This window comes from Pseudomonas putida (assembly GCF_001941965.1).
Lineage (GTDB): Bacteria > Pseudomonadota > Gammaproteobacteria > Pseudomonadales > Pseudomonadaceae > Aquipseudomonas > Aquipseudomonas putida_L.
On the sequence record NZ_MKZO01000025.1, the window covers coordinates 58,585 to 80,166 of the forward strand.

The window sequence follows — 21,582 nt, forward strand, 5'->3', positions numbered from 1 at the left end:
CTGCGGGGAAAACTGGATCCGCCTGCCCGACCGTCAGTGGTCTGCGAAGGCGCGCGATTTTATCAGGGTTGCCCGGCAGCGGCCATCCTCAGGCCGACGGGCAGGGCCGGAATATCAGGAAAAAACATGAATCGCCGCGGGCGGCTGGTTGCCTTGTCACGGCCTGTATAAGGTATAGGAGGTGAAACAGTGCCCCTTGCGTGTATTTTGCGCTGCGGCGAGGGCGCTGGACTTCGCTTCTTTCTATATCTGGACAGGAATTCTTCATGCCTTTGCGTTCATATCTGTTCGGTTGCTGCGTGGCCTTGTTCGCCGTGGCGGCCCAGGCCGAAAGCGTCTCCGGGCTGTACCAGGTGCGCGAGCCGGTCGGGCAGGGCGCCGACGCCCGCGCCCAGGCCACCCAGGCGGCGCTGGACACCCTGGTCCTGCGCCTGACCGGCGACCCCAAGGCGCCGCAGAACCCCGGGCTTGCCGAATTGCGCAAGGACCCGCAACAGATCATCAGCCAGTTCGGCACCGAGGCCGGCCCGCCGGAGACCCTGCTGGTGGACTTCGACCCGGGCAGCACCGAGCGCGCCCTGCGCAAGGCCGGCCTGGCGCTGTGGGGCAGCAACCGCCCGGCGATTCTCGGCTGGTGGTTGAACGACAGCACCGAGGGCTCGAACCTGGTTGGCGACGGCCAGGGCAATGCCGAGGTGCTGCGCCGCGCCGCCCAGCATCGTGGCCTGCCGCTGCGCCTGCCGCTGGCGGATCTTGAAGAGCAACTGGTGGCGACGCCGAAGAACCTCGAAGGCACCGACCCTGCGCCGTTGCAGGCTGCGTCCGGGCGTTACGGCGCCGATGCCCTGCTGGCGGTGCATGCCAGCGAAGTCGATGGCAAGTGGAACGGCACCTGGCGCCTGTGGCTGGGCGAGCAGCGCGAGCAGGGCAAGGTGGAAGGTGCCGATCAGGCGGCCCTGGCCGATGCCGTGATGCTTGCGGTCAGCCAGCGCCTGGCGCCGCGTTTCGTGGTCAAGCCGGGCTCCAGCAGCGAGCAGCTGTTCCAGGTCCAGGGCATGAACCTGGAGCGCTATGCCGAACTGGGTCGGGTGCTGGAACCCTTCGGCGGTCGGGTCACCCTGGTTCAGGGTGACGTGATGACCTGGAAGGCTACCGGCAGCAATGATCAACTGCGCGCCCAGCTGGGCCTGGCGAAACTGCAGGAACTGCCGCCAGAGCCTGCACCGGCGACGCCAGTGGCACCGGCACCTGCAACGCCGGCCGAAGCTGGAGCTGCAGCACCGGCGCCTGCGCCGGCGCCGTTCACCGGCCTGCGTTTTCGCTGGTAAGGAGCCATGATGATCGACGTGCGCCGCTGGATGTGGCCGATCGCCCTGCTATCGCTGGGCCTCCTTCTTTATTTGCTGCACGGGATTCTTTCGCCGTTCCTGGTCGGCATCCTCCTGGCCTACCTGGGCGATCCGCTGGTGGATCGCCTGGAACGCATGGGGCTGTCGCGCACCGCCGGGGTGGCGGTGGTCTTCGCCCTTTTCAGCCTGATCCTGCTGGCCATGCTGCTGGTGCTGATCCCGATGCTGGCCAAGCAACTGGTGCGCCTCTATGAGGTCGCGCCGCAGATGCTCGACTGGCTGCAGCACGTGGCGTTGCCCTGGGTCCAGGTCAAGCTGGGGCTGGCCGACGGCTTCTGGAAGTTCGACAAGGTCAAGGCGGCCATCAGCGCCCATATGGGCCAGACCACCGATATCGTCGGCATGGTCCTGTCCCAGGTGACCGCGTCCGGGCTGGCCCTGGTCGGCTGGCTGGCCAACCTGGTGCTGATTCCGGTGGTGGGCTTCTACTTGCTGCGCGACTGGGACCTGATGATGGCCAAGCTGCGCAGCCTGCTGCCACGCCAGCGCGAACCGCAGGTGGTGGAACTGGCGGGGGAGTGCCACGAGGTGCTGGGTGCCTTCGTTCGCGGGCAGTTGCTGGTGATGCTGGCGTTGGGCGTGATCTACGCCTCCGGGCTGATGCTGGTGGGCCTCGAGCTGGGCCTGCTGATCGGCCTGCTGGCGGGGCTGGCGGCCATCGTGCCGTACATGGGCTTCATCATCGGTATCGGCGCGGCGCTGGTGGCCGGGCTGTTCCAGTTTGGCGGCGACCTCTACCCGCTGCTGGGTATCCTTGCCGTGTTCATGGTCGGTCAGGCGCTGGAGGGCATGGTCCTGACGCCGCTGCTGGTGGGCGACAGGATCGGCCTGCACCCGGTGGCGGTGATCTTCGCCATCCTCGCCGGCGGCGAACTGTTCGGCTTTACCGGCGTGCTCCTGGCCTTGCCGGCAGCGGCGGTGATCATGGTGCTGCTGCGGCACATGCATGACTTCTATAAAAGGTCGGACGTGTATGGCGAGAAGATCGATCCGGATCTTTAGCCGCAAGCCCTAAGCTGCAAGCGGCAAGAAAGAGCAGTGCGCGTCGCCGCTGCTTTTTCTTGTCGCTTGCAGCTTGTGGCTTGAAGCTGTCCCAACCCTTTGATTTCCTTCGCTCATTGTGCGACCGACGGCGCGGGTATAGACTTTGCAAACTTTTACCAAGGGCCCTTTGCGGTTCCTCACGACCGCCCAGCCAGCATGAAACCGATCCAGTTGCCCCTGGGTGTGCGTCTGCGCGATGACGCCACCTTCATCAACTACTATCCGGGTGCCAACGCCGCAGCATTGGGCTACGTCGAGCGACTCTGCGAAGCCGACGCCGGCTGGACCGAAAGCCTGATCTATCTGTGGGGCAAGCAGGGGGTAGGGCGTACCCATCTGTTGCAGGCGGCCTGCCTGCGTTTCGAGCAACTGGGCGAACCCGCCGTCTACCTGCCGCTGGCGCAACTCCTCGATCGTGGTGTCGAACTGCTGGATTACCTGGAGCAGTACGAACTGGTGTGCCTGGACGATCTGCACGTCATCGCCGGCAAGCCGGAGTGGGAAGAGGCGATGTTCCACCTGTTCAACCGCCTGCGTGACAGCGGCCGGCGCCTGCTCCTGGCCGCCTCCGCCTCGCCCCGCGAACTGCCGATCAAGCTGCCGGACCTCAAGTCCCGCCTGACCATGGCGCTGATCTTCCAGATGCGCGCCCTGTCCGACGAAGACAAGCTGCGCGCCCTGCAACTGCGTGCCTCGCGCCGCGGCCTGCATATGACCGACGAAGTCGGGCACTTCATCCTCACCCGCGGAACCCGCAGCATGAGCGCATTGTTCGACCTGCTGGAGCGTCTGGACCAGGCTTCGCTGCAGGAAAAACGCAAGCTCACCATCCCCTTCCTGAAGGAAACATTGGGCTGGTAAACCCCGTCCTTGACCTACCGCACATAAAAGTCACATTTTTTTCGATTGAATTTGCAAATCGAATCCATAGAAGGCATAGTCGCGGCTTCATCAAATTCAAGACACGGTCGTGCCCATGCTGAATCGCTTCGCACCCCTCGTGCCCCTCGCACTCGTGACACTGCTTTTCGGCTGCGCAGCTCATAGCCCGGCACCGCAACAGCAGGATCACTTCGCTGTTTCTGCCAAGTCCGCCACCCAGTCCCCCGTTGACGCTTCGGTGTTCGACGAAGAGCTGGCGACCGAGCAGGATCTGGAAGAATTCTCCGGCAACAAGTCCTACCAACTGCCAGCCCTGGCCGACAGCATCCTCGAGCGCGGCATGTCGCTGATCGGTACCCGTTACCGCTTCGGTGGCACCTCCGAGCAGTCGGGCTTCGATTGCAGCGGTTTCATCGGTTATCTGTTCCGTGAGGAAGCCGGCATGACCCTGCCGCGTTCGACCCGCGAGATGATCAACGTGGATGCGCCGCTGGTCTCGCGCAACAACCTCAAGCCGGGTGACCTGCTGTTCTTCAGCACCAACGGCCGCGGTCGCGTCAGCCACGCCGGTATCTACCTTGGCGACAACCAGTTCATCCACTCCAGCAGCCGCCGCAGTGGCGGGGTGCGGATCGACAGCCTGGGCGATCGCTACTGGAGCAAGACCTTCATGGAAGCCAAGCGCGCCCTCGCGCTGGCTCCAGCGGCACCGGCCGAGACACTTTCGCGCAACTAAGCGAATTCCCTCGGTGTCAGACACACGGCGACTATGCTGAAAAGCTAGTCGCCGTGCGTGTTTACAGAAAACGTCTAATCTAATTTCTCACCACTTTTCCGGCCTCGCGCCGGCAGCTTCAGACAGGATGTTCTGATGAAGACGATGATGGCGCGTTTAGCGGTATTGTCCCTGGCAGCACTGCTCGGTGCCTGCTCCAGCCATGCTCCGACCCCGCCTCCGGTGGTCCAGCCGGCCTATGTTCCTGCCCAGATCACCTACTCGCCAGCCGCTGAGGACGTGCTTTTCCGCGCGCTCGGGCTTGTGGGTACGCCGTATCGCTGGGGTGGCAACACGCCGGACTCCGGGTTCGATTGCAGCGGGCTGATCGGGTACGTCTATCGGGACGCGGCGGGGATTTCCCTGCCCCGTTCGACCCGCGAGATGATCGTCATGCGTGCCCCGGATGTGCAGCGCGATGCGCTGCAGTCGGGGGATGTGGTGTTCTTTGCGACGAACGGTGCGAGCCAGGTGAATCATGCTGGCATCTATGTCGGGGAAGGGCGCTTCGTGCATGCGCCGTCGACCGGTGGGACGGTGCGGCTGGATTATCTGTCGAACAACTATTGGCAGAAGTCTTATCTGAATGCCAAGCGGGTTCTGGTGGCGCCAGCTCATCTGGCGCACAACCCCTAGCTTTTGGGTGGGGCTGATGGCCTCATCGCTGGCAAGTCGGAGCGCCGAACCGCAGCTCCCACAGTGACCGCGTGCACCGCTGGACCTGTGGGAGCTGGCTTGCCAGCGATGAGGCCAGTACAGACAACCTCGATTACTGAAGCTTGCTCACCCGCCAAACCACATTCCCCACATCATCCGCCACCAGCACCCCGCCTCTGCGGTCCGTGACCACCCCCACCGGCCGCCCCATGGCCTTGCCCTCGTCATTCAGGAACCCGCTCAACAGGTCCACCGGTTTCCCGGCCGGCTTGCCCTCGGTGCTGAACGGTACGAACAGCACCTTGTAGCCACTGTGCGGCTTGCGGTTCCACGAGCCGTGCTGGCCGATGAACGCGCCCTGGTCGAACGGCGGCGGCAGCGCCCCGGCTTCGGCGAAGGCCAGGCCCAGCGAGGCGGTATGCGGGCCCACCGCGTAATCGGGGGCGATGGCCCGGGCCACCAGGTTCGGGTCCTGGTGCTCCACCCGCACATCCACATGCTGGCCGTAATAACTGTAGGGCCAGCCATAGAACCCGCCGTCCTGCACCGAGGTGATGTAGTCCGGCACCAGGTCGCTGCCGATCTCGTCGCGCTCGTTCACCGCCGTCCACAGCTTCCCGCTGTGAGGTTCCCAGGCGAGGCCGTTGGGGTTGCGCAGGCCCGAGGCGAAGATCCGGTGCTGCCCGGTCGCCGGGTCCACTTCCCAGATCGCTGCCCGTTCCTTTTCCTTGTCCATGCCGTTCTCGGCGACATTGCTGTTGGAGCCGACGGTCACATACAGCTTCCTGCCGTCAGGGCTGGCGATGACGTTCTTGGTCCAGTGGTGGTTCAGCGGCCCGCCCGGCAGCTCGCTGACCGGCTCGCCCGGGCCGTTCAGCGAGGTGGCGCCTTCCTGGTACTTGAAGCGCAGCAGGCGATCGGTGTCGGCCACATACAGGTCATTGCCGACCAGGGTCATGCCGAACGGCGAGTTGAGGTCCTTGAGGAACACCGTGCGGGTTTCCGCCACGCCATCCTTGTCGGCATCGCGCAGCAGGGTGATGCGGTTGGGGCTAGGTACGCCAGCGCCGGCCTTGGCCATGACCTTCTTCATCACCCAGCCACGGATGCCCTTGCCGTCGTCGGGTTTCTCCGGTGCGTTGGTTTCCGCGACCAGTACGTCGCCATTGGGCAGCACATAGAGCCAGCGCGGGTGATCCAGGCCACCGGCGAAGGCGACCACCTGGGTGCCCTGGGCCGCCTTGGGCTTGCCGCCATCGGGCCAGCCGACGGCCGGGGCGATGTTCACCGTGGGGATCAGGGTCTTGTTCGGTTCCGGCAGTTGCGGCGACGGGCCGCTGCCGTCGGTGACCTGGAGCCGGGCGGATTCGCCGCAGGCAGTCAGGCCGGTGGTGATGGCCAGCAAGATGGCAAGGCGCAGGGTGGGCATGGTCTGACTCCTTGGGATAGGTCCTAAAGAGTCAGAGGTGACGGGGGCGAGGGAGGTTCAGTCAGCTTCAAGCTATAAGCCTTAAGCTGCAAGAAAAGGCGCCGCTGCTCTTGCTTGCAGCTTATGACTTGCAGCTTGCGGCTGAACTCACGCCTGCTTCAGCAACAGCGCAACCCCGGGATAATACTGCCCCACCTCATCATGCAACTTCCGATACCCATACGGAAAACACCAGGCAATGGCACAGGCCGTATGCTTCTGCAGATCATCCACCAGGTCCTGCAGCTCTTCCGGGCTGGCATGCTGGCCCAGCTTGCACGGGCTGGCGAACAGCGCCGCGACCTTCAACTGGCTCGGGTAGGCGATAGCCTTGGCCGCCTGCACCGTCTCCTGCAAGGCCCCGCTCAGATCAAGCCGTCCGACCTTCGGCCAGCGCTGCCCGGCATGCAGGTAAGCTGATTCATCCTTGCTGGCGATCAACAGATCGCAGCGCGCGCCCCGTTCGCCTTCGTCCCGCTGCTTCTTGCTCTGGTAACCCTGCAGGGTCACCAGTTCGGCCTGCCACAGCGCTGCCGACAGCATTCCAATGTTGCCCTGCACCCCTTGCCAGTGCGGACCCTCGTTGTCACCTAGGGTCTCGTTGAAGCGCTCGATGCATTCGCCCCAGCGCTCCAGTGCCGGACGTAGAAACTCAAGACGGGGGTTGTTGATGATCAGACCTTGCATGCTGCTCTCCTTCGTAATTGTTGTACGAGCTACAGCGACAGCGTTGAATCATGTCAATGTGATATCACTCGTTTGGAGTGTGGCACAACGTGAAAGTTGCGCCGTTGGTCGCAATGTGACGGCGGTCTCCAATTGACGCTCCGGGCCCAACCCTCTAACCTTCGCGACTTGTTTCAGGTGCCCCGTGACTGCAAGGTCGACCGGGTGAAACAGGGAAGCCGGTGCGACTCCGGCGCTGCCCCCGCAACGGTAAATCGAGTCAAGACTGTGCACGGCCACTGGGTGTCGAAACCCGGGAAGGCGCCCGGTCAGGATCGCCTGGCGATCCGCTCGTGAGCCCGGAGACCGGCTGCAAACAGTCAACGGCACCACGGCGGGTGGTGCGCGGTTCTCCGGGCCCTGGCGTCCGGTGCCTGCGCTTCCCTCCGTGCCCCCATCCCCTCAGCTGTCGCCGCCCTGCGACAGTGGCCCGCGGAGACCCCCGATGAGCGAATCCCCCGAACGTGACGAACGCCACCTGGCGCGCATGCAGCGCAAGAAGGCGGTGATCGACGAGCGTATCGCCAATGCCCCCAACGAATGCGGCCTGCTGCTGGTGCTCAGCGGCAACGGCAAGGGCAAGAGCAGCTCGGCCTTCGGCATGCTCGCCCGGGCCCTCGGCCATGGCATGCACTGCGGCGTGGTGCAGTTCATCAAGGGCCGCAATGCCACCGGCGAAGAACTGTTCTTCCGCCGCTTCCCCGAGGAAGTGCGCTACCACGTGATGGGCGAGGGCTTCACCTGGGAAACCCAAGACCGCCAGCGTGATATCGCTGCTGCCGAAGCCGCCTGGGAGGTTTCCCGTGAGTTGCTGCGCGACCCGGGCATCGGCTTCGTCGTCCTCGACGAGCTGAACATCGCCCTCAAGCACGGCTACCTCGACCTCGATACCGTCCTCGCCGACCTCCAGGCCCGTCCGCCAATGCAACATGTCATCGTCACCGGTCGCGGCGCCAAGGACGAGATGATCGAACTGGCCGACACCGTCACCGAGATGGGCATGATCAAGCACGCTTTCCAGGCCGGCATCCGTGCCCAGAAGGGCGTCGAACTATGAGCGACACCCGGCATTGCCCGGCGGTGCTGATCGCCGCGCCGGCCTCCGGCCAGGGCAAGACCACCGTGACCGCCGCCCTGGCCCGCCTGCACCGCAACCAGGGACGCAAGGTCCGTGTGTTCAAGTGCGGCCCGGACTTTCTCGACCCGATGATCCTCGAACGCGCCAGCGGCGCGCCGGTGTACCAGCTCGACCTGTGGATGGTCGGCGCCGAGGAAAGCCGGCGCCTGCTCTGGGAAGCGGCCGGCGAGGCCGACCTGATCCTGATCGAGGGCGTGATGGGCCTGTTCGACGGCACCCCGTCCAGCGCCGACCTGGCCCGTCACTTCGGCGTGCCGGTGCTGGCGGTGATCGACGGCACCGCCATGGCCCAGACCTTCGGCGCCCTGGCCCTGGGGCTGGCGCGCTACCAGGCGGACCTGCCGTTTGCCGGCGTACTGGCCAACCGGGTTGGCTCGTTGCGCCACGCACAACTGCTGGAAGGCAGCCTGACCGAGGGCCTGCGCTGGTATGGCGGGCTCTCCCGCGAGACCGGGATCGAACTGCCAAGCCGCCATCTCGGCCTGGTCCAGGCCAGCGAACTGACCGACCTCGACCTGCGTCTCGACGCTGCGGCCAAGGCCCTGGGCGATAGCTGCCAGTCCTCCTTGCCGCCGCCAGTAGCCTTCGAGCCGCCTGCACCCCGCCATATCGAGCGCAAGCTGGAAGGCGTGCACATCGCCGTGGCCCGTGACGAGGCCTGCGCCTTCACCTACGGCGCCAGCCTCGACCTGTTGCGCGAGATGGGCGCCGAACTGAGCTTCTTCTCGCCGATCCACGACCAGGAACTGCCAGACGCCGACAGCCTGTACCTGCCCGGCGGCTATCCGGAACTGCATCACCATGCATTGGCGGCCAATGCGCCGATGCTGGAAGCGATTCGCGCCCATCACCAGGCCGGCAAACCGTTGCTGGCCGAGTGCGGCGGCATGCTCTACCTGCTCGATGCCCTGACCGATGTCGCCGGGGAACGCGCCGAACTGGCCGGCCTGCTGCCGGGCGAAGCGACCATGCAGAAGCGCCTGGCGGCACTCGCCCTGCAATCGGTCGAACTGCCGGAGGGTACCCTGCGCGGCCACACCTACCACCATTCCCTGACCAGCACCGAACTGGAGCCCATCGCCCGTGGCGTGAGCCCCAACGGCGGACGTGGCGCGGAAGCGGTGTACCGCATCGGCCGCCTGACCGCCTCCTACGTGCATTTCTATTTCCCGTCCAACCCCGACGCGATGGCGGCGCTGCTGGCGCCATGAGCGAACACGCCTACAGCGAAGCCGAGCGCGCGGCGATCTACCGCGCCATCGGCGAACGCCGTGACATGCGCCACTTCAGCGGCGGCGAGGTGGCGCCCGAGCTGCTGGCGCGGCTGCTGGAAGCGGCGCACCAGGCACCCAGCGTCGGCCTGATGCAGCCCTGGCGCTTTATCCGCATTACCCGGCGCGAGCTGCGCCAGCGTATCCAGGCCCTGGTCGAGGACGAACGCCAGCGCACCGCCGAAGCCCTCGGCCAGCGTTCCGACGAATTCATGCAACTCAAGGTCGAAGGCATCAACGACTGCGCCGAAGTGCTGGTGGCGGCGCTGATGGACAAGCGCGAGGTGCATATCTTCGGCCGTCGCACCCTGCCGGAAATGGACCTGGCCTCGTTGTCCTGCGCGATCCAGAATCTCTGGCTGGCGGCCCGTGCCGAAGGGCTGGGCCTGGGCTGGGTGTCGCTGTTCGATCCGCAGGCCCTGGCCGATCTGCTGCACATGCCCGCCGGGGCCAAGCCGCTGGCGATTCTCTGTCTCGGCCCGGTCCACGCGTTCTACCCGGCGCCGATGCTCGCGCTGGAAGGCTGGACCACGCCACGGCCGCTGGCCGACATGCTCTACGAAAACCAATGGGGAGAAGCCGAATGAGTGTGGCCTTGCTGACCGTGGCCGGGGTGGCGCTGGATGCGCTGCTGGGCGAGCCGCGGCGCTGGCATCCGCTGGTGGCCTTCGGCCGTTTTGCCGGGCGCCTGGAACAGCGCTTCAATTCCGGTGGGCGCGGCTGGCGCAGCCATGGCGTCACGGCCTGGTTCCTGGCGGTGATTCCGTTGACCCTGCTGGCGACGGCGTTGTCCTGGCTGCCTTACATCGGCTGGCTGGTGGAGATTCTCGCGCTGTACTGCGCCCTGGGCCTGCGCAGCCTTGGCGAACATGTGCAGCCGGTGGCCGACGCCTTGCGCGGCGGCGACCTGGACGAGGCGCGCAAGCGGGTCGGCTATCTGGTCAGCCGGGAAACCGCCGAACTGGATGAGACGGCCGTGGCCCGGGCCGCCACCGAATCGGTACTGGAGAATGGTAGCGATGCGGTCTTCGCCGCGCTGTTCTGGTTTGTCATCGCGGGGGCGCCGGGCGTCGTGCTCTATCGCCTGAGCAATACCCTGGATGCCATGTGGGGTTATCGCAACGAACGCTTCGAGCGCTTCGGCTGGGCCGCGGCGCGGATCGACGACGTGCTCAACTACCTCCCGGCGCGCCTGGTGGCGCTGACCTACGCGCTGTTGGGCAAGACCCGCCTGGCGCTGAAGTGCTGGCGTCAGCAGGGCCCGAAATGGGACAGCCCGAATGCAGGTCCCGTGATGGCATCCGGCGCGGGTGCCCTGGGTGTCGAACTGGGCGGCTCGGCGGTCTATCACGGCGAGCTGCACGAGCGCCCGCAACTGGGCGAAGGCCCGCCAGCGGATGCCGGCGCCATCGAGCGCGGCTGGCAACTGGTGTGCAAGGGCGTGTGGCTGTGGTTGCTGCTGCTGTGCCTGGGAGCTGAATTCCATGCTTGAACACGGTGGCCGCCTGCTGCGGGCGATCGCGCGCTACGGCATCGCCCGCGAGGACTGGCTGGACCTGTCCAGCGGCATCGCGCCCTGGGCCTTCCCGATTCCCGAGATTCCATTGCGTGCCTGGGCGCGCCTGCCGGAGACCGACGACGGTCTGGAACAGGCCGCCGCCGCGTACTACGGCGTAAAAGAGTTGCTGCCGGTGGCCGGTTCCCAGGCGGCGATCCAGGCGCTGCCGCGCCTGCGTCCGCTGGGCAAGGTCGGTGTGTTGTCGCCGTGCTATGCCGAGCATGCCGAGGCATGGCGCCGTGTCGGGCATCGTCTTCTGGAACTCAATGAAGCACAGGTCGAGGCGCAACTGGACAGCCTCGACGTGCTGGTGCTGGTCAACCCGAACAATCCAACCGGACGGCTGCTCAGCCCGGAAACCCTGCTCGGCTGGCATGAACGCCTGGCCCGGCACGGTGGCTGGCTGCTGGTGGACGAAGCCTTCATGGACAACACTCCGGCCCAGAGCATCGCTGCATTCAGCCAGCGCGAAGGGCTGATCGTGCTGCGTTCGTTCGGCAAGTTCTTCGGTCTGGCCGGGGTGCGCCTCGGCTTCGTGCTGGCCGAAGCACCGCTATTGCGGGCGCTGGGGGAAGAGCTGGGGCCCTGGTCGATCAGCGGACCGACCCGCGTGCTTGGACAGGCAAGTTTTGCCGACAGCGAAAGCCAGCGCCTGCAGACCGAACGTTGCGCCACTGCCAGCGCCCGTCTCGCCGCCTTGCTGGAATCCGCCGGCCTGAAGCCTGCCGGTGGCTGCGACCTGTTCCAGTACCTGCGCCATGACCAGGCGGCGGCCTTCCACGATTTCATGGCCCGGCGCGGCATTCTCCTGCGCCTGTTCGATCAACCGCCCAGCCTGCGCTTCGGCCTGCCCGCCGACGAAGCCGACTGGCAACGCCTGGCCGCCGCGCTGGCCGCCTACCGCAAGGAACAGCCATGACCACCCTGATGGTGCAGGGCACCACCTCCGATGCCGGCAAAAGCACGCTGGTCACCGCGCTGTGTCGCTGGCTGAAACGCCAGGGCGTCGGCGTCGTCCCCTTCAAGCCGCAGAACATGGCGCTGAACAGCGCGGTCACCGCCGACGGCGGCGAGATCGGCCGGGCCCAGGCGGTGCAGGCCCAGGCCTGCAACCTCCAACCCCACACCGACATGAACCCGGTGCTGCTCAAGCCCAACAGCGATACCGGCGCCCAGGTCATCGTCCATGGCCGTGCGGTCACCAGCATGAATGCGGTGGCCTATCACGACTACAAGGCCATCGCCATGCAGGCGGTGCTCGCTTCGCACCAGCGCCTGAGCGCCGCGTATCCGGTAGTGATGGTGGAAGGTGCCGGCTCGCCGGCCGAGATCAACCTGCGCGCCGGCGATATCGCCAACATGGGCTTTGCCGAGGCGGTGGACTGCCCGGTGATCCTGGTGGCCGATATCAATCGCGGCGGGGTGTTCGCCCACCTGGTCGGTACGCTCGAGCTCCTTTCGCCGAGCGAGCAGGCGCGGGTCAAGGGCTTCGTCATCAACCGCTTCCGTGGCGATATCGCCTTGCTCCAGCCTGGTCTCGACTGGCTGGAAGAACGCACCGGCAAGCCGGTGCTGGGCGTGCTGCCCTATGTGATGGACCTGCACCTCGAAGCCGAGGATGGCCTCGACCGCCGCCAGGGCGCCAAGGCCGCGCAGGTGCTCAAGGTGATCGTCCCGGTGCTGCCGCGCATCAGCAACCACACCGACTTCGATCCACTGCGCCTGCACCCGCAGGTGGACCTGCAATTCATCGGCCCCGGCGAGGCGATCCCGCCGGCCGACCTGATCATCCTGCCCGGCTCGAAAAGCGTGCGTGGCGATCTGGCGCAGCTGCGCGAGCGCGGCTGGGAAGAGGCGATCGCCCGGCACCTGCGCTATGGCGGCAAGGTGGTGGGTATCTGCGGCGGTTTGCAGATGCTCGGCCGCGAAGTGCATGACCCGCTGGGCCTGGAAGGGCCCGCGGGGAGCAGCGCGGGCCTCGGGCTGCTGGACTACTCGACGGTGCTGGAAGCGCAAAAGCAGCTGCGCAACGTCAGCGGCAGCCTGACCCTGGAGCAGGCCGGGATCAGCGGCTACGAGATCCACGCCGGGGTCACCAGCGGTCCTGCCCTGGAGCGTCCGGCGGTGACACTGGCCGACGGTCGCGACGACGGCGCCATCAGCGCTGACGGCCAGATCCTCGCCACCTACCTGCACGGCCTGTTCGAATCCCCAGACTCCTGCGCCGCACTGTTGCGCTGGGCCGGGCTGAAACAGGTCGAGCGCATCGACTACCACGCCCTGCGCGAGCGGGATATCGAGCGCCTGGCCGACCTGGTGGACAAGCACCTGGACCAGGCGCTGCTTCGTCAACTCTGCGGGCTCGACTGACATGCTCAACCTGATTCTCGGCGGCGCCCGCTCGGGCAAGAGCCGCCTCGCCGAACAACGGGCCACGGCCAGTGGCCTGGCAGTGACCTATATCGCCACCAGCGAGCCGCTGGACGGCGAAATGAATGCCCGGGTGCAACTGCACCGCGAGCGGCGCCCGGCCGAATGGGCGCTGATCGAGGAACCGCTGGCCCTGGCCGCGGTGCTGCGCGCGAATGCTGCCGCCGACCGCTGCCTGCTGGTGGATTGCCTGACCCTGTGGCTGACCAACCTGCTGATGCTCGAAGACCCGGCCCGCCTCGTTGCCGAGCGCGATGCGCTGCTCGACTGCCTGGCCGGGTTGCCGGGGGAGATCATCCTGGTCAGCAATGAAACCGGCCTCGGTGTCGTGCCCATGGGCGAACTGACCCGGCGCTATGTCGACGAAGCCGGCTGGCTGCACCAGGCCGTCGCCGAACGTTGCCAGCGGGTGATTCTCACCGTCGCCGGCCTGCCGCTCTACCTCAAAGGAAACCCATCATGACCCAAGCCTGGTGGCTCAACCCGTGCCGCGTGCCGGACGAACAGGTACGCGCCGAGGCCCTGGCGCGCCAGCAGCAACTGACCAAGCCGGCCGGCTCGCTGGGTCGCCTGGAGCAGGTAGCGGTGGAGCTGGCGGCGTTGCAGGGGCAGCTCAAGCCGACGCTGGACCAGGTATGGATCAGCATTTTCGCCGGTGACCATGGCGTGGTGGCCGAGGGCATCTCTGCCTATCCGCAGGAAGTGACCGGGCAGATGCTGCTCAACTTCGTCAGTGGCGGTGCGGCGATCAGCGTGATCGCTCGTCAACTGGATGCGCGTCTTGAAGTGGTGGACCTTGGGACGATCAATCTCGACCTTGATCTGCCAGGCGTGCGTCACTTGCGCATCGCACCGGGTACCGCCAACTTTGCCCAAGGGCCGGCCATGACGGCGGAGCAGGGTGAGCGTGCCTTGCAGGGCGGGCGTGACAGTGCCTTGCGAGCGGTGCAGGCCGGGGCGCGGTTGTTTATCGGTGGCGAGATGGGTATCGGCAATACCACGGCGGCCAGTGCGCTGGCCTGTGCCTTGCTCGGGTGCGCGGCGGTCGAGCTGAGTGGGCCGGGCACCGGGCTGGATGCGGCGGGGGTGCGGCACAAGGCCGAAGTGATCGAGGCGGCCTTGCAGCGCCATGCCGGGATTGCGGGTGATCCGTGGCAGGCATTGCTGCATGTCGGCGGGCTGGAGATCGCCGCGCTGACGGGGGCCTACCTGGCCTGTGCCCAGGAAGGTGTCGCGGTACTGGTGGATGGTTTTATCTGCACGGTCGCGGCGCTGGTGGCGGTGCGCTTGAATCCGTCGTGCCGGGCCTGGCTGTTCTTTGGTCATCGTGGTGCCGAGCCGGGTCATCGCCGGGTGCTGGCCGAGCTGGACGGCGAGCCGCTGCTGGAGCTGGGCCTGCGGCTTGGCGAAGGCAGCGGTGCGGCGCTGGCGGTGCCGCTGCTGCGCCTGGCCTGTGACCTGCACGGGCAGATGGCGACCTTCGCCGAAGCGGCAGTGGCGGATCGGCCGGCATGATCCTCGACCTGCTGCGCCATGGTGAAACCGAGCTCGGTGGCGGTTTTCGCGGCAGTCTCGATGATGCGTTGACCGGGTTGGGTTGGGCGCAGATGCAGGCGGCGGTGGAAGGCGGCGGGCCGTGGGATCGCCTGGTCAGTTCACCGTTGCAGCGCTGTGCGCGATTTGCCGAGCGTCTGGCGGCGGAGCTGAAGTTGCCGCTGACGCTGGAGCCGGGGATGCAGGAATTGCATTTCGGCGAGTGGGAAGGGCGCAGTGCGCTGGAGTTGATGGACGGTCATGAGGAAGCGCTGGGGCGGTTCTGGGCGGATCCTTATGGCTTCACGCCGCCGGGTGGCGAGCCGGTTATCGACTTCTCCGGGCGCGTTCTGGCCAGCCTGGCGCGTTTGCACACGGCCTATGCAGGGGAGCGGGTGTTGCTGGTGACCCATGGTGGTGTGATGCGCCTGTTGCTGGCCCGGGCCCGGGGGTTGCCGAGGGAGCAGTTGTTGCAGGTGCAGGTGGGGCATGGGGCTTTGCATCGGTTGTGCGTTGGTGCTGGCGACGAATTATCCGAATCCCTATGAAGAACCCCTGTGGGAGCTGGCTTGCCAGCGATGAGGCCGGCAGGAGCAGTGATGTTGTCAGGTCGGGCCCAATCGCTGGCAAGCCAGCTCCCACAGGATTTGTGTCTGCTGGAGAGTCTGTGGCCAGCGCTGACTTTGTGGGAGCTGGCTTGCCAGCGATGAGGCCGGCAGGAGCAGTGATGTTGTCAGGTCGGGCCTCATCGCTGGCAGGAGCAGTGATGTTGTCAGATCGGGCCTAATCGCTGGCAAGCCAGCTCCCACAGGGTTGGCGGCAAGCCAAACCATCGATGTATGTCTTGGAGAGACCGGCCATGCTGCCATTCTGGATCGCCCTGCAATTTCTCAGCAGCCTGCCCGTCACCCTGCCGGGCATGCCGACCCCTGAGCAGAACGGCCGCTCCCTGCTGTTCTACCCGCTGGTCGGCCTGCTTTTCGGCGTCCTGCTCTGTGCCCTGAATTCCCTGCTGCAAGGCACCCAGCCGCTGCTCCACGCCGCTCTTCTGCTCAGCGCCTGGGTCATCCTTGGCGGTGGCCTGCACCTGGACGGCCTGGCCGACAGCGCCGATGCCTGGCTCGGCGGTTTCGGCGACCGCGAACGCACCCTGACCATCATGAAGGACCCGCGCAGCGGACCCATCGCCGTGGTCACCCTGGTACTGGTCCTGCTCCTGAAATTCTGCGCCCTGCTGGCGCTGGTCGAAGCCGGGCAAGGCGCCTTGCTGATCCTGGCGCCGGTGATCGGCCGGGCGGCGATGCTGGCGCTGTTCCTCGATACCCCCTACGTGCGCCCCGGCGGACTGGGGCAAGCACTGAAGGATCATCTACCTCGGCAAACCGCACTGTGGGTCCTGATCGTCAGTGCCCTCGGCTGCCTGCTACTGGGCGGCTGGCTGCCGCTGCTGGTTGCTGGCCTGGCCTTCTTCGCCCTGCGCCGCTCCATGCTGCGCCGCCTCGGCGGCACCACCGGCGACACCGCCGGCGCCCTGCTGGAACTGCTCGAACTGGCCGTCGTCCTGACCCTGGCTTGCAATATTTCGTAACTTTCTCTTGCGTCACTTCCGGATGCGGGTATATACACGCATTCATGTTGACCAGTACCTGCATCTGCACCCATCTGCGTCGCGCTGCCCGTGGGGTGAGCCGGCATTACGACGAGGCCCTCGAAGGCTTCGGGATCAATGTCGCCCAGTTTTCCCTGCTACGGCATCTGCAACGCCTGGATAAACCGAGCATCTCGACCCTGGCCGAAGCCATGGGCCTGGAGCGCAGCACCCTGGGGCGCAACCTCAAGGTGCTGGAGGCCGACGGCCTGGTGGCCCTGGCCGAGGGCAGCGACCTGCGCAATCGCGTGGTGCTGCTGACCGCCGAAGGCGCCGAGCGGGTGCGCCTTGCCGAACCGGCCTGGGAAAAGGCCCAGGCGGGCCTGGTAGACACGTTGGGTGCGGATCAGCGCGATCAGTTGATCCGTCTGCTGGAACAGTTGGCCTGAGCTTTTTCACGACCTTGCGCAACAGGAGAGAAAAACAATGACATCCGTATGGCGTACCAGTGGCTGGGTGCTGCTGGGCGCGGCCCTGATTCTCGCGTTGTCGCTGGGCGTGCGCCACGGCTTCGGCCTGTTCCTTGCGCCAATGAGCGCCGAATTCGGCTGGGGCCGCGGCGTGTTCGCCTTCGCCATCGCTCTGCAGAACCTGGTCTGGGGCCTGGCCCAGCCGTTTGCCGGGGCCCTGGCGGACCGGCTTGGTGCCGCGAAAGTGGTGATCATCGGTGGCGTTCTCTACGCCGCTGGCCTGGTCCTCATGGGCATGTCGGATTCGCCGATAACCCTGTCCCTGAGCGCCGGCCTGCTGATCGGTATCGGCCTGTCCGGCACTTCGTTCTCGGTGATCCTTGGCGTGGTCGGGCGTGCGGTTGCCCCGGAGAAGCGCAGCCTGGCCATGGGCATCGCCAGTGCCGCCGGCTCCTTCGGCCAGTTCGCCATGCTCCCCGGCACCCTCGGCCTGATCAACTGGCTGGGCTGGTCCCTGGCCCTGCTGGTGCTGGGGCTGATGGTGGCCTTTATCGTGCCGCTGGTGGGCATGCTCAAGGACCGTCCGCTGCCGGCCCAAGGTCATGAGCAGACCCTCGGCGAAGCCCTGCGTGAAGCCTGTTCCCACAGAGGGTTCTGGCTGCTGGCCCTGGGCTTCTTCGTCTGCGGTTTCCAGGTGGTGTTCATCGGCGTGCACCTGCCGGCCTACCTGGTCGACCAGCACCTGCCGGCGACCACCGGGACCACGGTGCTGGCCCTGGTCGGGCTGTTCAATATCGTCGGTACCTATACCGCCGGCTGGCTCGGCGGACGGATGTCCAAGCCGCGCCTGCTGACCGCCCTGTACCTGCTGCGCGCGGTGGTGATCGTGCTGTTCCTGTGGGCGCCGGTGACCCAGTTCAGTGCCTACCTGTTCGGTATCGCCATGGGCCTGCTGTGGCTGTCCACCGTGCCGCTGACCAATGGCACCGTGGCCACCCTGTTCGGCGTGCGCAACCTGTCGATGCTCGGCGGGATCGTCTTCCTTCTCCACCAGTTGGGCGCCTTCCTCGGTGGCTGGTTGGGCGGGGTAGTGTATGACCAGACCGGCAACTACGATCTGGTCTGGCATATCTCCATCGCCCTCAGCCTGCTGGCCGGCGCCTTGACCTGGCCGGTGCGCGAACGTCCGGTGGCGCGCCTGCAGGCGGCTGCGGCATGAGCCATGCGCGCTTCTGGCTGATCGGTCTGGGCCTGGCCGTCCTCTTGCTGGAGCTGGCCTGGTGGGGCTGGCAGCGCGGCGGGCTGGCGCTGATGCAGTTGGGCATGGGCGTGTGTTAGGCGTACTCTGATTCTTCGTACAACGAATGGAGAATCGTCATGCAAGCACGCCTGTTGATCGCCGCCGTGGCCCTCGGCTTCAGTGGTCTGGCCCTGGCCGACGGCTGCCCGGCCCTGCTCCAGGGCGATCTGCCCAAGTTGCGGGCCAAGGAAAGCATCGACCTGTGCCAGCAGTTCGGCGGCAAGCCGCTGGTGGTGGTGAACACCGCCAGCTATTGCGGTTTTGCCCCACAGTTCGAGGGGCTGGAGTCGGTCTACAAGGAGTACCACGGCAAGGGCCTGGAAATGCTCGGCGTGCCGTCCAACGACTTCAAGCAGGAAGACGCCGACAGCGAGAAGACCGCCAAGGTCTGCTACGCCAACTACGGCGTGACCTTCACCATGACCGAGGCGCAAAAAGTGCGCGGCGATGGCGCCATTCCGCTGTTCCGCGAATTGGCCAGCCAGAGCGCCGCGCCGAAGTGGAATTTCTATAAGTACGTGGTCGATCGCCAGGGCAAGGTAGTCGCCAGTTTCTCCAGCCTGACCAAGCCGGATGACCCCGAATTCCGTGCAGCCATCGAGAAGGCCATCGCCTCCAAGCCCTGAACGCCTATTTGCCGGGGTGTACGGTCAGCGCTACCAGCTTGATCACGATCGGGCGCACCACCAGCACGCAGGCGAAAGCCACCGGCATGGCCAGTTGATAGGCCTTGAGCACATGGCTCAGGTACTGCTCGCCGATACCGCTGTTGGCTGCGGTGATGACGAAGCACATCAGCATGGCCATGATCGACGACATGTAGAAGGCGAATACGTAGGGGGTGGCGCGTACGCCAAGTTTGCGGGAACGGGGACGGGTAGTGACCTGTGATTCCATGCGGCCTCCTGCGGGGCTTGGGTGAGTCGGCGCAGGTTAGCAACGGGGCCGCGGGGCAAGTAGACGGGCAGGGCTTAGGTCTTTATAAAGGAAAACTTACGAATCCTGTGGAGACCTCCCGCGTGAACCTGCTGGGCCTGATCAAGAGCTTCATCAAGGTGGTCGAGGCCGGCAGCATTGCCGGCGGCGCGCGCAGTCTCGGCCTGAGTGCGGCGGCGGTGAGCCAGAACATCGCCCGGCTGGAGGCGCACCTGCAGGTGCGCCTGCTCTCGCGTACCACTCGCAGCATGGTGCTGACGCCCAGCGGCAGCCTGTATTACGACAAGGTCCGGCATATCGAGCGGGACCTGGAAGAGGCGCAACTGGCGATCACCACAGCCGACAGCGAGCCGCGAGGGCGCCTGTGCATCGCCACTACCTCGGCCTTCGGGCGCCATGTACTGGCGCGACTGATCCCGGAGTTCAGTGCGCTCTATCCGCGTCTTTCAATCGAATTGCTTACGAGTGACGAAAAGGTCGATCACGCCCGGCAAGGGGTGGATGTCAGCCTGCGTATCACCCCGCAACTGGAGGATGGCCTGCTGGCCCGGCATATCGCCCAGGTGCCCTTTATCTGCTGTGCCTCGCCTGGTTACCTGGCGCGCGAGGGCTGGCCGCAAAGTCCCGAAGAGTTGAAGCAGCGTCGCTGCCTGGTGTTCCGCTATCCGGTGGACGGGCGCTTCCTGCGCTGGGGTTTCGTGCGTGATGGCCTGCGTTTCGATGCCGAGTTCGGCGATGTATTGATCAGCGACGACATCGACGTGCTGGCGCAGATGGCGGTGCATGACGGCGGCATTACCCGGCTGGCCGAGTTTGTCGCCCGGCCCTGGCTGGAGCGTGGCGAGCTGGTGCCCTTGTTCGAGGAGGCCGGTGGTGCCCGTGCCTACGCCCAGACCGAGCCCATGGACATCTATCTTTGCGTTACCGACCGCTTTGCCATGACCCCCAAGGTTTGTGCCTTCATGGCGTTCCTCAAGGCCAGCCTGGGTGACGAATGGAAGGTCAAGGCTCGCACCTGAAATGAAAAAACCGCCAGCGAGGGCGGTTTTTTCGTGCAGCCAGAGGCGAAATCAGAAGCGGTAGGTCAGGGATGCGCCCAGGCCATGTGCACTGTTCTCGTACTTGGCACTGTAGGCGCCTTTGCTCGGGTCACGCAGGTTGACCTTGGTGTCTTCTTCCCACAGGTAGGAGTAAGCCACGTCGATGGTCATCGCTTCGGTCGGAGTCCAGCCAGCACCCACGCTGAAGATCTTGCGGTCGCCGGTCGGGATGCGTGGCGAGCGGTTGGTGTTGTTGGTCGGCGACTGGTCGACGGTGAAGCCGGTGCGCAGTACCCACTCCTTGTTGACCTTGTAGGACGCGCCGATGGCGTGGGCCCAGGTGTCGTGCCAGTTCTGCTCTTCGCTGATGGTACCCAGGTTAGGACGCAGAGGAGCCGGCACGCCGTCGTTCTTGACGGTGATGGCTTCCAGGCGGCTCCAGCGGGTCCAGGTGCTGCCAGCGTAGAGGGTCCACTGGTCATCCAGTTCGTGGGTGACGGACAGGTCCACGGATTCCGGGGTCTTGATGTTCAGCGAGGCATCGAACTTGCCGCCGTTGAACGGACCGAAGCCGGTGCCCTGGATCTTGGTATCGCCCTCGAGCTTGTAGTCGACCATCGAGTGGTAGGTCAGGCCGATGCGGGTGTGCTCGGACGGCTGGACCAGGATACCGATGTTGTAGCCAACGGCAGTGTCATCGCCGGAGATCTTCACCTGGCCATCGTTGCGGCCCGGCGAGCCGGCGTTCAGGGCGTTGGACTGCAGGCTGCCGTCGATGCGGTTGATGGTCGGGCCGAAACCGATGGACACCACGTCGTTGAAGGCATAGCTGACGGTCGGCTGGAAGGTGACCACCTGGACTTCCGACTTGCTGCCGAAGTAGCGGCCGGCGAAGCCGGTTTCATAATCGGTGACCAGGCCGAAGGGCACGTACATGCCGAAGCCGACGCTCCAGTGCTCATCGATCGGCTTGACGTAGTAGCCCATCGGGACGCCGACCACGGGCACCATGTCACCGTCGTTGCTGCCACCGAAGGTGCCACGGCCATTCTTGATGTCGGTCTTGGCGATCACGGCAGCGCCGCCGACGGTAATCTGTTCGCTTTTCAGGCGCGACATGCCGGCAGGGTTGCCGTACACGGTGCTGGCATCATCGGCGGAGGAAGAACGGCCGGCAAAACCGGTGCCCATGCCGCTGACGCTTTGTTCGTTGAGTGCGAAACCGCTGGCAAGCAGGTTGGAAGAGGCCAGGGTAACGGCAATGGCGAGGGTGCTTTTGATGAGTGTGACTTTTTTCATTATTAGAAACTCCAGGGGATCACCGTGGCGCAAATTACCAACATTTTCTGGACCGCGC

At 65.6% G+C, this 21,582-nt stretch carries 24 protein-coding genes and 1 riboswitch; of the genes, 20 read left to right on the forward strand and 4 right to left on the reverse strand.

What is annotated here, in order from left to right:
- The first annotated feature begins 266 nt into the window (after positions 1-266).
- From PSEMO_RS14615 to PSEMO_RS14635, 5 genes are all read left to right on the forward strand, one after another.
- Positions 267-1,328: a DUF2066 domain-containing protein gene (locus PSEMO_RS14615; RefSeq protein ID WP_075803707.1), complete on the forward strand. Its 1,062-nt coding sequence runs from the start codon at positions 267-269 to the stop codon at positions 1,326-1,328.
- 9 nt (positions 1,329-1,337) lie between these two features.
- A complete protein-coding gene (locus tag PSEMO_RS14620) occupies positions 1,338-2,411 on the forward strand; it encodes an AI-2E family transporter (protein WP_075803708.1) in 1,074 nt (357 codons plus the stop codon).
- 198 nt (positions 2,412-2,609) lie between these two features.
- Positions 2,610-3,314, forward strand: a complete 705-nt coding sequence (gene hda / locus PSEMO_RS14625) for a DnaA regulatory inactivator Hda (protein WP_075803709.1) — start codon at positions 2,610-2,612, stop codon at positions 3,312-3,314.
- A gap of 115 nt (positions 3,315-3,429) precedes the next feature.
- The gene (locus PSEMO_RS14630; RefSeq protein WP_075803710.1) at positions 3,430-4,071 is read left to right on the forward strand and encodes a C40 family peptidase; all 642 of its coding nucleotides are present in this window, start codon (positions 3,430-3,432) and stop codon (positions 4,069-4,071) included.
- A 135-nt stretch (positions 4,072-4,206) separates the two neighbouring features.
- Entirely contained in the window at positions 4,207-4,746 is a 540-nt protein-coding gene (locus tag PSEMO_RS14635; protein WP_081430262.1) for a C40 family peptidase, read from the forward strand.
- 133 nt (positions 4,747-4,879) lie between these two features.
- Here PSEMO_RS14635 and PSEMO_RS14640 read toward each other — a convergent pair whose 3' ends face one another.
- Positions 4,880-6,196 (reverse strand): PQQ-dependent sugar dehydrogenase, encoded by a 1,317-nt coding sequence (locus PSEMO_RS14640; RefSeq protein WP_075803711.1) that lies wholly within the window; start codon positions 6,194-6,196, stop codon positions 4,880-4,882.
- A gap of 147 nt (positions 6,197-6,343) precedes the next feature.
- Complete coding sequence (locus PSEMO_RS14645) at positions 6,344-6,922, reverse strand: hypothetical protein (RefSeq protein ID WP_075803712.1); 579 nt, start codon at positions 6,920-6,922, stop codon at positions 6,344-6,346.
- Positions 6,923-7,079: 157 nt separating this feature from the next.
- Positions 7,080-7,290: riboswitch (cobalamin riboswitch) on the forward strand.
- A gap of 116 nt (positions 7,291-7,406) precedes the next feature.
- On the opposite strand from PSEMO_RS14645, the gene cobO reads away from it, so the two are divergent.
- The 14 genes from cobO (at position 7,407) to PSEMO_RS14710 (ending at position 18,875) form a co-directional block, all read left to right on the forward strand.
- Entirely contained in the window at positions 7,407-8,018 is a 612-nt protein-coding gene (gene cobO, locus PSEMO_RS14650) for a cob(I)yrinic acid a,c-diamide adenosyltransferase (protein ID WP_075803713.1), read from the forward strand.
- Positions 8,015-9,310: a cobyrinate a,c-diamide synthase gene (locus PSEMO_RS14655; protein WP_075803714.1), complete on the forward strand. Its 1,296-nt coding sequence runs from the start codon at positions 8,015-8,017 to the stop codon at positions 9,308-9,310. Before cobO ends, PSEMO_RS14655 begins: the two co-directional genes overlap by 4 nt.
- Positions 9,307-9,957, forward strand: coding sequence for a 5,6-dimethylbenzimidazole synthase (gene bluB / locus PSEMO_RS14660; protein WP_075803715.1), 651 nt, complete (start codon positions 9,307-9,309; stop codon positions 9,955-9,957). Before PSEMO_RS14655 ends, bluB begins: the two co-directional genes overlap by 4 nt.
- Positions 9,954-10,862 (forward strand): adenosylcobinamide-phosphate synthase CbiB, encoded by a 909-nt coding sequence (gene cbiB / locus PSEMO_RS14665; protein ID WP_075803716.1) that lies wholly within the window; start codon positions 9,954-9,956, stop codon positions 10,860-10,862. The genes bluB and cbiB overlap by 4 nt, the downstream gene beginning before the upstream one ends.
- Positions 10,855-11,847, forward strand: coding sequence for a threonine-phosphate decarboxylase CobD (gene cobD, locus PSEMO_RS14670; RefSeq protein ID WP_075803717.1), 993 nt, complete (start codon positions 10,855-10,857; stop codon positions 11,845-11,847). Before cbiB ends, cobD begins: the two co-directional genes overlap by 8 nt.
- Positions 11,844-13,298: a cobyric acid synthase gene (locus PSEMO_RS14675; RefSeq protein WP_075803718.1), complete on the forward strand. Its 1,455-nt coding sequence runs from the start codon at positions 11,844-11,846 to the stop codon at positions 13,296-13,298. Before cobD ends, PSEMO_RS14675 begins: the two co-directional genes overlap by 4 nt.
- A gap of 1 nt (position 13,299) precedes the next feature.
- A complete protein-coding gene (gene cobU / locus PSEMO_RS14680; RefSeq protein ID WP_075803719.1) occupies positions 13,300-13,821 on the forward strand; it encodes a bifunctional adenosylcobinamide kinase/adenosylcobinamide-phosphate guanylyltransferase in 522 nt (173 codons plus the stop codon).
- Positions 13,818-14,873, forward strand: coding sequence for a nicotinate-nucleotide--dimethylbenzimidazole phosphoribosyltransferase (cobT, locus tag PSEMO_RS14685; RefSeq protein WP_075803720.1), 1,056 nt, complete (start codon positions 13,818-13,820; stop codon positions 14,871-14,873). The genes cobU and cobT overlap by 4 nt, the downstream gene beginning before the upstream one ends.
- On the forward strand, positions 14,870-15,439 hold the full coding sequence (gene cobC / locus PSEMO_RS14690; RefSeq protein WP_075803721.1) for an alpha-ribazole phosphatase family protein: 570 nt from the start codon (positions 14,870-14,872) through the stop codon (positions 15,437-15,439). The genes cobT and cobC overlap by 4 nt, the downstream gene beginning before the upstream one ends.
- 311 nt (positions 15,440-15,750) lie before the next feature.
- A complete protein-coding gene (locus PSEMO_RS14695) occupies positions 15,751-16,479 on the forward strand; it encodes an adenosylcobinamide-GDP ribazoletransferase (RefSeq protein WP_075803722.1) in 729 nt (242 codons plus the stop codon).
- 44 nt (positions 16,480-16,523) lie between these two features.
- Positions 16,524-16,928, forward strand: a complete 405-nt coding sequence (locus PSEMO_RS14700) for a MarR family winged helix-turn-helix transcriptional regulator (RefSeq protein WP_075803723.1) — start codon at positions 16,524-16,526, stop codon at positions 16,926-16,928.
- Positions 16,929-16,965: 37 nt separating this feature from the next.
- A complete protein-coding gene (locus PSEMO_RS14705) occupies positions 16,966-18,168 on the forward strand; it encodes an MFS transporter (RefSeq protein ID WP_075803724.1) in 1,203 nt (400 codons plus the stop codon).
- Complete coding sequence (locus PSEMO_RS33820; protein ID WP_256721142.1) at positions 18,165-18,287, forward strand: hypothetical protein; 123 nt, start codon at positions 18,165-18,167, stop codon at positions 18,285-18,287. Before PSEMO_RS14705 ends, PSEMO_RS33820 begins: the two co-directional genes overlap by 4 nt.
- Positions 18,288-18,326: 39 nt before the next feature.
- On the forward strand, positions 18,327-18,875 hold the full coding sequence (locus PSEMO_RS14710; RefSeq protein WP_075803725.1) for a glutathione peroxidase: 549 nt from the start codon (positions 18,327-18,329) through the stop codon (positions 18,873-18,875).
- Between the two features lie 4 nt (positions 18,876-18,879).
- Here the strand turns inward: PSEMO_RS14710 and PSEMO_RS14715 are convergent, their stop codons facing one another.
- Positions 18,880-19,146 carry a DUF2798 domain-containing protein gene (locus tag PSEMO_RS14715; protein ID WP_075803726.1) on the reverse strand — a complete coding sequence of 89 codons (267 nt, stop codon included), beginning with the start codon at positions 19,144-19,146 and terminating at the stop codon, positions 18,880-18,882.
- Positions 19,147-19,268: 122 nt separating this feature from the next.
- Between PSEMO_RS14715 and PSEMO_RS14720 the strand changes: the two genes are divergently transcribed.
- Positions 19,269-20,204 carry a LysR family transcriptional regulator gene (locus PSEMO_RS14720; protein WP_075803983.1) on the forward strand — a complete coding sequence of 312 codons (936 nt, stop codon included), beginning with the start codon at positions 19,269-19,271 and terminating at the stop codon, positions 20,202-20,204.
- 51 nt (positions 20,205-20,255) lie between these two features.
- Here the strand turns inward: PSEMO_RS14720 and PSEMO_RS14725 are convergent, their stop codons facing one another.
- Positions 20,256-21,524 carry an OmpP1/FadL family transporter gene (locus PSEMO_RS14725; RefSeq protein WP_075803727.1) on the reverse strand — a complete coding sequence of 423 codons (1,269 nt, stop codon included), beginning with the start codon at positions 21,522-21,524 and terminating at the stop codon, positions 20,256-20,258.
- Between the last annotated feature and the right edge of the window lie 58 nt (positions 21,525-21,582).

Coding starts and splice junctions, on each gene's coding strand:
- PSEMO_RS14640 (WP_075803711.1), bottom strand. CDS start 6,196: ATGCCCACCCTGCGCCTTGCCATCTTGCTGGCCATCACCACCGGCCTG.
- PSEMO_RS14635 (WP_081430262.1), top strand. CDS start 4,207: ATGAAGACGATGATGGCGCGTTTAGCGGTATTGTCCCTGGCAGCACTG.
- bluB (WP_075803715.1), top strand. CDS start 9,307: ATGAGCGAACACGCCTACAGCGAAGCCGAGCGCGCGGCGATCTACCGC.
- cobC (WP_075803721.1), top strand. CDS start 14,870: ATGATCCTCGACCTGCTGCGCCATGGTGAAACCGAGCTCGGTGGCGGT.
- cobT (WP_075803720.1), top strand. CDS start 13,818: ATGACCCAAGCCTGGTGGCTCAACCCGTGCCGCGTGCCGGACGAACAG.
- cbiB (WP_075803716.1), top strand. CDS start 9,954: ATGAGTGTGGCCTTGCTGACCGTGGCCGGGGTGGCGCTGGATGCGCTG.
- cobO (WP_075803713.1), top strand. CDS start 7,407: ATGAGCGAATCCCCCGAACGTGACGAACGCCACCTGGCGCGCATGCAG.
- PSEMO_RS14620 (WP_075803708.1), top strand. CDS start 1,338: ATGATCGACGTGCGCCGCTGGATGTGGCCGATCGCCCTGCTATCGCTG.
- PSEMO_RS14725 (WP_075803727.1), bottom strand. CDS start 21,524: ATGAAAAAAGTCACACTCATCAAAAGCACCCTCGCCATTGCCGTTACC.
- PSEMO_RS14645 (WP_075803712.1), bottom strand. CDS start 6,922: ATGCAAGGTCTGATCATCAACAACCCCCGTCTTGAGTTTCTACGTCCG.
- PSEMO_RS14695 (WP_075803722.1), top strand. CDS start 15,751: ATGCTGCCATTCTGGATCGCCCTGCAATTTCTCAGCAGCCTGCCCGTC.
- PSEMO_RS14655 (WP_075803714.1), top strand. CDS start 8,015: ATGAGCGACACCCGGCATTGCCCGGCGGTGCTGATCGCCGCGCCGGCC.
- cobD (WP_075803717.1), top strand. CDS start 10,855: ATGCTTGAACACGGTGGCCGCCTGCTGCGGGCGATCGCGCGCTACGGC.
- hda (WP_075803709.1), top strand. CDS start 2,610: ATGAAACCGATCCAGTTGCCCCTGGGTGTGCGTCTGCGCGATGACGCC.
- PSEMO_RS14700 (WP_075803723.1), top strand. CDS start 16,524: ATGTTGACCAGTACCTGCATCTGCACCCATCTGCGTCGCGCTGCCCGT.
- PSEMO_RS14715 (WP_075803726.1), bottom strand. CDS start 19,146: ATGGAATCACAGGTCACTACCCGTCCCCGTTCCCGCAAACTTGGCGTA.
- PSEMO_RS33820 (WP_256721142.1), top strand. CDS start 18,165: ATGAGCCATGCGCGCTTCTGGCTGATCGGTCTGGGCCTGGCCGTCCTC.
- PSEMO_RS14615 (WP_075803707.1), top strand. CDS start 267: ATGCCTTTGCGTTCATATCTGTTCGGTTGCTGCGTGGCCTTGTTCGCC.
- PSEMO_RS14630 (WP_075803710.1), top strand. CDS start 3,430: ATGCTGAATCGCTTCGCACCCCTCGTGCCCCTCGCACTCGTGACACTG.
- PSEMO_RS14675 (WP_075803718.1), top strand. CDS start 11,844: ATGACCACCCTGATGGTGCAGGGCACCACCTCCGATGCCGGCAAAAGC.
- PSEMO_RS14705 (WP_075803724.1), top strand. CDS start 16,966: ATGACATCCGTATGGCGTACCAGTGGCTGGGTGCTGCTGGGCGCGGCC.
- cobU (WP_075803719.1), top strand. CDS start 13,300: ATGCTCAACCTGATTCTCGGCGGCGCCCGCTCGGGCAAGAGCCGCCTC.
- PSEMO_RS14710 (WP_075803725.1), top strand. CDS start 18,327: ATGCAAGCACGCCTGTTGATCGCCGCCGTGGCCCTCGGCTTCAGTGGT.